General features: G+C 39.7%; 10 protein-coding genes and 1 riboswitch. Of the genes, 1 reads left to right on the plus strand and 9 read right to left on the minus strand.

What is annotated here, in order from left to right; all coding sequences use genetic code 11:
* Window positions 1–495: 495 nt before the first annotated feature.
* From ACYQ21_RS13705 to ACYQ21_RS13745, 9 genes are all read right to left on the minus strand, one after another.
* Window positions 496–1,191, minus strand: coding sequence for a phosphoglycerate mutase (locus ACYQ21_RS13705; RefSeq protein ID WP_460059085.1), 696 nt, complete (start codon window positions 1,189–1,191; stop codon window positions 496–498).
* 201 nt (window positions 1,192–1,392) lie between these two features.
* Window positions 1,393–2,298 carry a LysR family transcriptional regulator gene (locus tag ACYQ21_RS13710; protein WP_460059086.1) on the minus strand — a complete coding sequence of 302 codons (906 nt, stop codon included), beginning with the start codon at window positions 2,296–2,298 and terminating at the stop codon, window positions 1,393–1,395.
* Between the two features lie 40 nt (window positions 2,299–2,338).
* Window positions 2,339–2,614 carry an MmcQ/YjbR family DNA-binding protein gene (locus tag ACYQ21_RS13715; RefSeq protein WP_460059087.1) on the minus strand — a complete coding sequence of 92 codons (276 nt, stop codon included), beginning with the start codon at window positions 2,612–2,614 and terminating at the stop codon, window positions 2,339–2,341.
* 126 nt (window positions 2,615–2,740) lie between these two features.
* Window positions 2,741–3,022, minus strand: a complete 282-nt coding sequence (locus ACYQ21_RS13720) for a helix-turn-helix transcriptional regulator (RefSeq protein WP_460059088.1) — start codon at window positions 3,020–3,022, stop codon at window positions 2,741–2,743.
* A 376-nt stretch (window positions 3,023–3,398) separates the two neighbouring features.
* Entirely contained in the window at window positions 3,399–3,851 is a 453-nt protein-coding gene (msrB, locus tag ACYQ21_RS13725; protein ID WP_460059089.1) for a peptide-methionine (R)-S-oxide reductase MsrB, read from the minus strand.
* Window positions 3,852–3,898: 47 nt separating this feature from the next.
* The gene (locus ACYQ21_RS13730; RefSeq protein WP_460059090.1) at window positions 3,899–4,576 is read right to left on the minus strand and encodes a methionine ABC transporter permease; all 678 of its coding nucleotides are present in this window, start codon (window positions 4,574–4,576) and stop codon (window positions 3,899–3,901) included.
* A complete protein-coding gene (locus ACYQ21_RS13735) occupies window positions 4,569–5,615 on the minus strand; it encodes a methionine ABC transporter ATP-binding protein (protein ID WP_460059091.1) in 1,047 nt (348 codons plus the stop codon). Before ACYQ21_RS13735 ends, ACYQ21_RS13730 begins: the two co-directional genes overlap by 8 nt.
* Before the next feature lie 140 nt (window positions 5,616–5,755).
* Window positions 5,756–6,598, minus strand: coding sequence for a MetQ/NlpA family ABC transporter substrate-binding protein (locus ACYQ21_RS13740; RefSeq protein ID WP_460059092.1), 843 nt, complete (start codon window positions 6,596–6,598; stop codon window positions 5,756–5,758).
* Between the two features lie 114 nt (window positions 6,599–6,712).
* Window positions 6,713–7,543 carry a lactate/malate family dehydrogenase gene (locus ACYQ21_RS13745; RefSeq protein ID WP_460059093.1) on the minus strand — a complete coding sequence of 277 codons (831 nt, stop codon included), beginning with the start codon at window positions 7,541–7,543 and terminating at the stop codon, window positions 6,713–6,715.
* A 115-nt stretch (window positions 7,544–7,658) separates the two neighbouring features.
* A riboswitch (TPP riboswitch) is annotated at window positions 7,659–7,751 on the plus strand.
* A 55-nt stretch (window positions 7,752–7,806) separates the two neighbouring features.
* On the opposite strand from ACYQ21_RS13745, the gene thiT reads away from it, so the two are divergent.
* Window positions 7,807–8,349, plus strand: a complete 543-nt coding sequence (gene thiT / locus ACYQ21_RS13750; RefSeq protein WP_460059095.1) for an energy-coupled thiamine transporter ThiT — start codon at window positions 7,807–7,809, stop codon at window positions 8,347–8,349.
* Window positions 8,350–8,538: the final 189 nt, after the last annotated feature.

The following is an 8,538-nucleotide window of genomic DNA, read 5'->3' on the forward strand; positions in this document are numbered from 1 at the left end:
CGTTTTTCGTTATCAATGACTTTTTCAGATTATTTGGCACAGTTGTTTTCAATGTGAGAGCTGTTATTTTTAAAAACACGCTTCCTATTTTGAGATTGGGAGAGAGAGAGTCATGCGTTTGTCGTGTTAAAAATAAATGATTTTTCTACTTTCACGATAAAATTAAAGCAGAATGGCTACTTAATAAAGTTTGAATTGTAACAAGACTATGCCTATTTTGAGCATATTTTTCTTCAAAGGGCGTAACCTAAAATATTTTTTCTACACTACTAATACCTTTGAACCTCACAAAAGGTTACAAGTTTTTCTATATTATTTTAGCATACTATACTTTTATCAATCAAGTTACCGTTTTTTGCATCTAAAAATACATAAAAAGATTTCGCAAGTGACAGGATAAAAATGGACCATGCTCTACTCAGAGATAATGGCTTCATATTTTAAATCCTTGAAAATTCAAAAAAACCACCGCATCTCTGCAGTGGTTGACAGGTATTATTTGTCTTCCAAGTAATATTGCGCTGTTTTGTTCAAGTTATCGTCAAATTCAAATACCAATGGTGGGAAGTTTGGAATTTCAAATTTCAAGATTTCGTCAGCACTCATTTTGTTGATGTGTTTGACAAGGGCGCGAATTGAGTTACCGTGTGCACCAACAAAAACGTTTTTGCCATCTTTAAGTGCTGGTGCGATTTGGTCTTCCCAGAAAGGCAAGGCACGTTCAAGTGTCAACTCAAGGTTTTCAGCATCTGGCACGATTGAATCTTCAAGGTGTGCATAACGACGGTCACCATGTGATGTGAATTCAGCATCATGCGCCATTGGATCCGGGCTCACGTTGTATGAACGACGCCAGATAAGCACTTGTTCATCACCATATTGAACAGCTGCGTCAGCTTTGTTAAGACCTGTCAAAGCACCATAATGACGCTCGTTTAAACGCCAAGATTTTTCAACTGGTACCCAAAGTTGATCAGAATATTCAAGGACATAGTTAGTTGTTTTGATCGCACGTTTAAGAACTGATGTGAAAGCGATATCAAACTCGAACCCCGCATTTTTGATCAATTCACCAGCTTTTTTGGCTTCTGCAACACCTTGCTCAGCAAGATCGACGTCAGCCCAACCCGTAAAGAGGTTCTTTTCGTTCCATTCAGATAAGCCGTGGCGTGCGAATACTAATTTTACCATGTTTTTAATTTCTCCTGTAAGATATTGCGTTTTGATTGACTTGCTAAATGGTGGTCGCTAACGTTAAACGTTACATCTCCAAGTAACTACAGCAGACCAAAACGCAATTGATTTTAAAACAATACCCTATTATTTTACACTATTTTGGGATAATTTGCCACCATTTTTAAGGGCATTTTCATGATTTTTTCAAGACTTATCTCAAAACTTATTCTGTTCAAAATAATTTTCAAGGCTGCGCTTGTAGGATTTGGCAACTTCTGACAAGACTTGACCTTTTTTCTTGATAAAGATTAGGGTGTTGGCATTACCATCTTCCAATGGTACAACTCGGATACCATGGACACTTTCCTTATCAATAAAACCTGACCCTGTAGCGTAAGCATCTGTTCGTTCCAAGATACCATTGAGCGACGCGCGGTCTGTCACATTATAAATTTTCGTATTTTCAAATGTTTCAACCAAATCTTCCGAGTAATAAAGAAACTGTTCATTTTCTTGCGTAAATCGTGCCCGACTTAAATGTCTCAAATCGTCATTGGTCACAAAGTCTTTATCTGCTAAAGGGTGGTTTTGGCGCAAATAGATATGCGTCTTAAAAGTCATCAACTCTTCAAAATCAAGATCCAACTTGTCCAACATCCGCGTAATCCCTAGACGATTATGGTTATTTAAGTAAGCAATGCCGACATCAGATAGACCATCTGATACCTCACTCAAAATGTTATAAGTTGTCGATTCAAACAAGCGAATATTTTTAATCTCAGGATTTTTTTCAGAAAATTCAACAGAAACCGGTGCCAAAAAGTCATAATGTTGACTGGCAACAGAAAAACTGTGCTGCATCGCAGTTGGTGCGAGATACTTAGCTTCAAAAGTATCAAAATCACGCAAAACGCTTTGAGCCTGTTCATAAAAACGCTCTCCAGAAATCGTCAGATTGACCCCTGTATTCAGGCGCTCAAAAATCTTGAAGCCCAATTCAGTTTCAAGATCCTTAACTGCGATAGACATTGACGGCTGACTGACGTAAAGTTGCTCACTGGCCTCTCGAAAAGTGCCTGTATTGGCGATTGCGACGACATATCTTAATTGCTTAATGTTCATTTTTACTCCAATAAAAAGATTGTGCTGCCATTGACAGTCTCTAGCTTATAGTTGAATCAGATGCTAACTCAGTGATTTCTCTTTGTCTTTTCTTGGACATGGCCTGTAAAATTAAGTGATACGACCTCTGAATCATGGTTTTAATCGTCTCATCAGGCACTTGACCAGCCAAATCAATAGAATGCCAATGCACTTTATTCATATAATCTGGCACGATTGCAGCGTATTGTTCTCGTAACAATTCGCCATCTTCGGGTTTCAACTTAACCGTTAAAATCCGTTCACCTGACTTATCTTGCCCTAGCATACCAAACATTTTATCATCAGGTAATATACGCGTCGCGCCTCACTCTGCTTTATAATCAGTATGCGCTGCTGTAAACGTCTCCGCATAAGGACAAATGTCAACTTCTTTCATCACTTAAAATCCCTTCAACTTATGTTATGAAACAGATGTCTTTTGTTTTTGATTTTTCCAAAGTTCACAGCTATATTTTTCACACCAAAGTTCGAAGTCTGCTTCATCGGACTTGGTCTTCTTGATGAAAATATCATCCACCTCAACGTTTAAAGCCTTGGCAATTTTGAAAGCTAAGTCTAGCGATGGGTCATACTTATTGTTTTCTACCGCATTGATAGACTGCCGAGTAGAATGCGTCAAACGTGCCAAATCTTCCTGAGAAAATTTCATTGCCTTGCGCAATTTTTTGATATTATTCTCCATGGAACCTCCTTAATCTAGTTTATAAACCACAACTCCGATTAACGCCTAAGCAATTGTCCAGCGACTCAGATTTTTTCAAAAATCAAGTCTACTGTACATAGCGTAGCACGTAATGCGCTAAAGCGCAAAGTAGCAATGCCATAGTGAAAAGGATAAATCACAGAACCGGCGTAAACGCCGAAGCATGTGATTTCCTATTTTCATCCAGAGTTAAGTGCGGTTTAACACCTTTTGTCTCTTAATTTCTTAATTTCAGATATCTTGTCAAAGACCTTCACATGTTTTAATTGTAGTATAAATTCACATTTTTGACAAGGCATATCGTCCCATGGTCAGTGTATTAAACAGAGCAATCAAAAAATAGTATCTCAAAATATTATTTTAACGCATCGGCGAATAACGCAAGATATTCTGGATAACCAGCCTGAATCAAATCTGCCTTTGGAATGAAACGTAGAGCTGCTGAATTAATACAATAGCGTAAACCGCCCGCTTCCTTAGGGCCATCTTCAAAAACGTGTCCAAGATGTGAATCCGCATCCGCCGATCGAACTTCTGTTCTATCTCTACCAATGATAGATTGGTCAAGCTTTTCAATGATTTCTAAGGTATCAATGGGTTTACTAAAAGCCGGCCAACCACACCCCGCATCAAATTTATCCGTTGATGAAAACAAAGGTCTCCCCGAAACAACATCAACAAAGATACCGTCTTGCCACCAATCATCATATTTCCCTGTAAATGGTCGCTCAGTTGCTGATTCTTGTGTGACAGCGTATTCTTCCTGTGTTAAACGTTTTTTGAGTTCTTCTTGATTGTATTTGGTCATCTGCTTATCCCCTTTTCTAATTCACTTTGGTTGACACTGTTTAATGTTTAACGGCCTTTTGAGGCGGCTTTGACACCTAAATTACCAAGTACTTGGCTGATGAAAACAATCACCAAAACAAAGACAAGGGCTAGGAAAGTCACATCGCCACGACCACGTTGATAACCTTGTTGTAAAGCCATAGAGCCTAGACCGCCACCACCGACAGTGCCTGCCATGGCTGTCAAACCGATTAAATTAATGACCGTAAAGCTTGATGCCCGAATGATGGATACCAGACCTTCTTTGAGATAAACACGGTAAATAATCCCGAAATTTCCGACACCCATGGCACGCGCCGCTTCAACAACACCCGGATCAACTTCAAGAAGCGCATTTTGAATCTGACGAGCAAAAAAGGGAATCGTCCCCAATACCAATGGGACTGTTACCGCCGCCGTTCCCACAGAAGTGCCGACAAGGAGGCGTGTCACCGGCATAATCACAGCCAATAAAATAACAAAAGGAATGGATCGCCCAATATTCACAATCTTATCCAGAATCGTATAAATCAAGCGTTGTGGCGTCAGACCCGCTTCATCAGTCATCAACAAAATGACACCTAAAATCAAGCCCAAAATCCCCGCAATCACTCCCGTAATAAAAGTCATTTGCAAGGTTTCAAGCGTTGCAGTCCAAAAATCCGGCCATAAGTCGGTCGCATTTGGAAAAAGTTGATTAATCATTTGTCACCTCTGTTTCTTTTGCTTCTGTGCGCTTGATTTCAGAAATCCGCACTTGTCGTTCCGCTAAATAGTTACTAATAACCGTCAAATCAGGCTCACTCCCATTCTCACCCTCAAGCGTCACAATCATCGTTCCAATCGGCACATTTTGTAGAAACTCGATATTACCATAGAGGATATCTGCCGTCACTCCAAAACGCTTATAAAGCTCAATAATCACTGGCTCAGTTGCATTTGAAAATTTGAGCTCGTAGACAGGTTGATCCGTATGCGCCAATAATTTCTTCTCAGCCTGCTCGACATGCGTCGCCGTTCTGATGAAATCTTGTGTCAAATCAGCTTTCGGGTCATTGAAAATATCAATCACATCGCCACGTTCAATCACACGACCATTTTCCATGACCGCCACCTTATTACAAATCTCCTTCACCACCTGCATTTCATGCGTTATGATGACAATGGTAATGCCTAGTTTATGGTTCACCTCTTGAAGCAATTCTAGAATGGATAAGGTTGTCTTTGGATCAAGCGCAGAAGTTGCTTCATCACAAAGTAAAATTTTAGGGTCATTAGCCAAGGCACGTGCAATTGCAACACGTTGCTTTTGACCACCTGATAACTGACTCGGATAGGCATCTTTTTTATCTAAAATCCCTACCAGTTCCAATAAATGTGCCACTTTAACTGCAATTTCATGTTTGGTCAAGCCTGATCCTTTTAAAGGAAAAGCAACGTTGTCAGCAATCGTCCGTGATGCCATGAGGTTAAAATGCTGGAAAATCATCCCAATTTTTTTACGTTCTTCACGCAAGTCACGGTTGGATAAGGCAACCAGATTTTTACCCTCGACGCTCACTTCACCATACGTTGGTTTTTGGAGGAGGTTAATAACCCGAACGAGCGTTGATTTTCCTGCACCAGAATAGCCGACAATCCCATAAATATCCCCTTTATCAACTTTCAGTGAAACCTGATCAACCGCCACAACTTCACGATCTTTCTGTGTGAATTTTACACTAATCTCTTTTAAATTTATCATATCCATTATTTTACCATTTTCTCAGACAATCTGCCGCCCTTTTTTCACAAGAATAGAGTTATCAACCTAGCCCCCCATGCAAAAAGCCTGAGTATAAAACTCAAGCCTTAAGCAGTAAAGGTGTAACAGTTTTACACATCTTATTTTGCCCCATCCCAAGCTGGGTAGTCGTTTGTTTTCTCAATCATTTTAGCGATTTCAGGTGTTTGATAAGCCTTCACAATTTTTTTGAAGTCTTCCTTATCTTTATCTTCTTTACGGACAGCGATGACATTTTTATAGAGGTCATTAACTTTATCTAAATGGTCAGTATCGATATAAATCGCTGATTTTTTAGGCGTTGTGTGCATTTGGTCATTGACATAGTTGGTATTAATAAAGGCAGCTGTCACATCTGGCAATGTCGCAACTAATTGGTCGGCTTGAATCGGCTTGATTTCAATCTTAGTCTTGTAAGACTCAATATCTTTGACCTCTGGTGAATCAGAAGCACTTGCTTTAAGTTTGATGATATCAAGGGCTTCAAGAGCTTGCAAAGCACGTCCACCATTGGTTGGATCATTTGGAATGGCAACTGTATCGCCATCCTTCAAGTCTTTGGGATCTTTAATTTTTTCCGAATAAAGCCCAAATGGTGAAATCAAGGTATAAGCAATGTGAACTAAATCTTTGTTATTTTCTTTATTATAATTGTTCAAATAAGCCACATGTTGGAAGCTATTCAAGTCAAGTGACCCATCCGCAAGCGCTGGATTTTCTTCCGTATAACCACTGAATAATTTCACATCAATTTTAATCTTGTCAGCTTTCAAAGCATCACTGACTTTTTCCCAGACTTCTTTTTGTTGATCACTTGCGACACCGACAACATAGGTTTTCAAACCATCTTTGCCCGTGCCCTCTTTTTTCGCACCACAGGCTGCAAGTGTTCCTACTACAAAGACAGCGACAAGTGCTGTTAAAACTTTAGTCCATTTTTTCATGTATTCATTCCTCCAAAATTTGTTATTCAAATTAGTAACTAATCATTAGTATACCACTAACTTGACCAACCTCGTCTTATCAATTTTTTATAACAGACTTCAATTTTTTCTATATCAAAACGCTTGACCATTTCGTTTGATTATCTGGATACTCCGAGCTAATCGGTCAGCTTCCAAGTTATTTAATGGTGGTAAAACACGTCTGACAACGCCAATTCCCAAAGTAAGTTCTGTCAATGTCGCATAATAACAGTTTTCTGCCTCATCATAAGACGAAACTGGTAACAATTCTTTCGTGTCTGTTTTTAAAACACGAATGATGCGTGCCACACTTGATGAAATACCGAATGCGGTATGATGTTTGGCAGCGTAGATCTCCCAACCTGTACCAGTCGCCAACTTTTCAACTTCACTCGACACATTAAGTGCGACTTGGCTTTCACCATGCTCTCCAATGACGAGCACATCATCACGTTCTGCTTGACGTTTCAAACGATTGGTATCAATCAATGTCCCACTTCCGATGACCTTTCTTTTATCAAAGCCGATCATATTTGCCAAATATAGGGCTATGACATCACAAGGATTGGTAATTGAGATGACGATGCCTGAAAAACCAGATGTCTTTAATTTGGGTGATACATCTTCAACAATTTTAGATGTCACGCGCAATTCTGCCCGTCGGTCTGTCGCTGTTTCCAGCACTGTAATGTCTCCCGCACAAAAAACGACGATTGCAGCATTTTCAAGGGCAGCATAGTCATTTTTGATAAGTTTAACATGATGATTTAAATTTTGTACGGTATCTGATAACTCAAGATACTCAGCTTGGACCTTCATTTCATTTGTATCAATCAAGACTAGCTCATCGGCTAATCCTTGTAGACAAAGCGTATAAGCTAGTGTTGCACCGACATGTCCCATGCCAATAATTCCGATTTTCATCCTATTTCCCCACTTTCAACTTCTGTGCTTAGCAATTGTAACTATGCTGTTGCGAGTTCCAAATAATAGCGCTTGCATTTACATTAGTATCATGATAAACTAATGTTGTAAAAAATACAAACACAAGGGGTACCGCAAACGCGGTTGAGATTTACCCTCAGAACCTGATGCGGTTAATACCGCCGTAGGGATGTGTCAATTTGATGAACAAATCGAATGACCTCTGATGACCCCTCCTTGTGAAACTATAAGGAGATTTTTTTATGTCACAAACTCAAGTTTTCAGCATTCGCATCTTAGCTGAGGTATCAATTATCGCTGCGTTAGCGATGGCGCTTTCCTATATCCCACTCGAAATTAGGTGGATTGAAATTAGTCTTGGTACAGTGCTCATTATCCTGATTTCATTGCGTCATGGTACACTGATTGGTCTCATGACTGGTTTTATCTGGGGCTTACTTCACTTTGCACTAGGCAAAGTTTATTTCCTCAGTGTCCCACAAGTCCTAATTGAGTATGTCCTAGCCTTTACCTTTTCGGGATTCGCAGGATTGGCACAGAAACCTTTTGCGAAAACAGGCAGGAATTGCTATATTATTCTTGCGGTCATCATCGGTGTCTTTGCCAAATACTTCTGGCATTTCATCGCCGGTGTCATCTTCTGGAGTGACTATGCTTGGAAAGGCTGGGGAGCGGTCAGCTACTCCCTCGTTATCAATGGTACGAGCGCCATTCTAACAGGGCTTGTCGCTGCTATTTTACTCATCACAATCAAGAAAGCCTACCCTAAATTATTCAACTGCTAATTGAAAAGCGCTAATCAGGCGCTCAGACTGAAGACAAAAGAGGCTGGGACAAAAGTCCTCTAAAAAAATAGGCTATGAATCATTTCTGATGTTAATCGGAAACGTTCATAGCCTATTTCTGTGTAACTTTTCGACAAAAAGAATAAAATCCTGTACAATTAAAGTGTCTAATCCCAAAAGTCAGGAGTT

The organism is Pseudolactococcus yaeyamensis (genome assembly GCF_054658615.1).

Coding starts and splice junctions, on each gene's coding strand:
- ACYQ21_RS13745 (WP_460059093.1), bottom strand. CDS start 7,543: ATGAAAATCGGAATTATTGGCATGGGACATGTCGGTGCAACACTAGCT.
- ACYQ21_RS13740 (WP_460059092.1), bottom strand. CDS start 6,598: ATGAAAAAATGGACTAAAGTTTTAACAGCACTTGTCGCTGTCTTTGTA.
- msrB (WP_460059089.1), bottom strand. CDS start 3,851: ATGACCAAATACAATCAAGAAGAACTCAAAAAACGTTTAACACAGGAA.
- thiT (WP_460059095.1), top strand. CDS start 7,807: ATGTCACAAACTCAAGTTTTCAGCATTCGCATCTTAGCTGAGGTATCA.
- ACYQ21_RS13720 (WP_460059088.1), bottom strand. CDS start 3,022: ATGGAGAATAATATCAAAAAATTGCGCAAGGCAATGAAATTTTCTCAG.
- ACYQ21_RS13705 (WP_460059085.1), bottom strand. CDS start 1,191: ATGGTAAAATTAGTATTCGCACGCCACGGCTTATCTGAATGGAACGAA.
- ACYQ21_RS13710 (WP_460059086.1), bottom strand. CDS start 2,298: ATGAACATTAAGCAATTAAGATATGTCGTCGCAATCGCCAATACAGGC.
- ACYQ21_RS13715 (WP_460059087.1), bottom strand. CDS start 2,614: ATGTTTGGTATGCTAGGGCAAGATAAGTCAGGTGAACGGATTTTAACG.
- ACYQ21_RS13735 (WP_460059091.1), bottom strand. CDS start 5,615: ATGATAAATTTAAAAGAGATTAGTGTAAAATTCACACAGAAAGATCGT.
- ACYQ21_RS13730 (WP_460059090.1), bottom strand. CDS start 4,576: ATGATTAATCAACTTTTTCCAAATGCGACCGACTTATGGCCGGATTTT.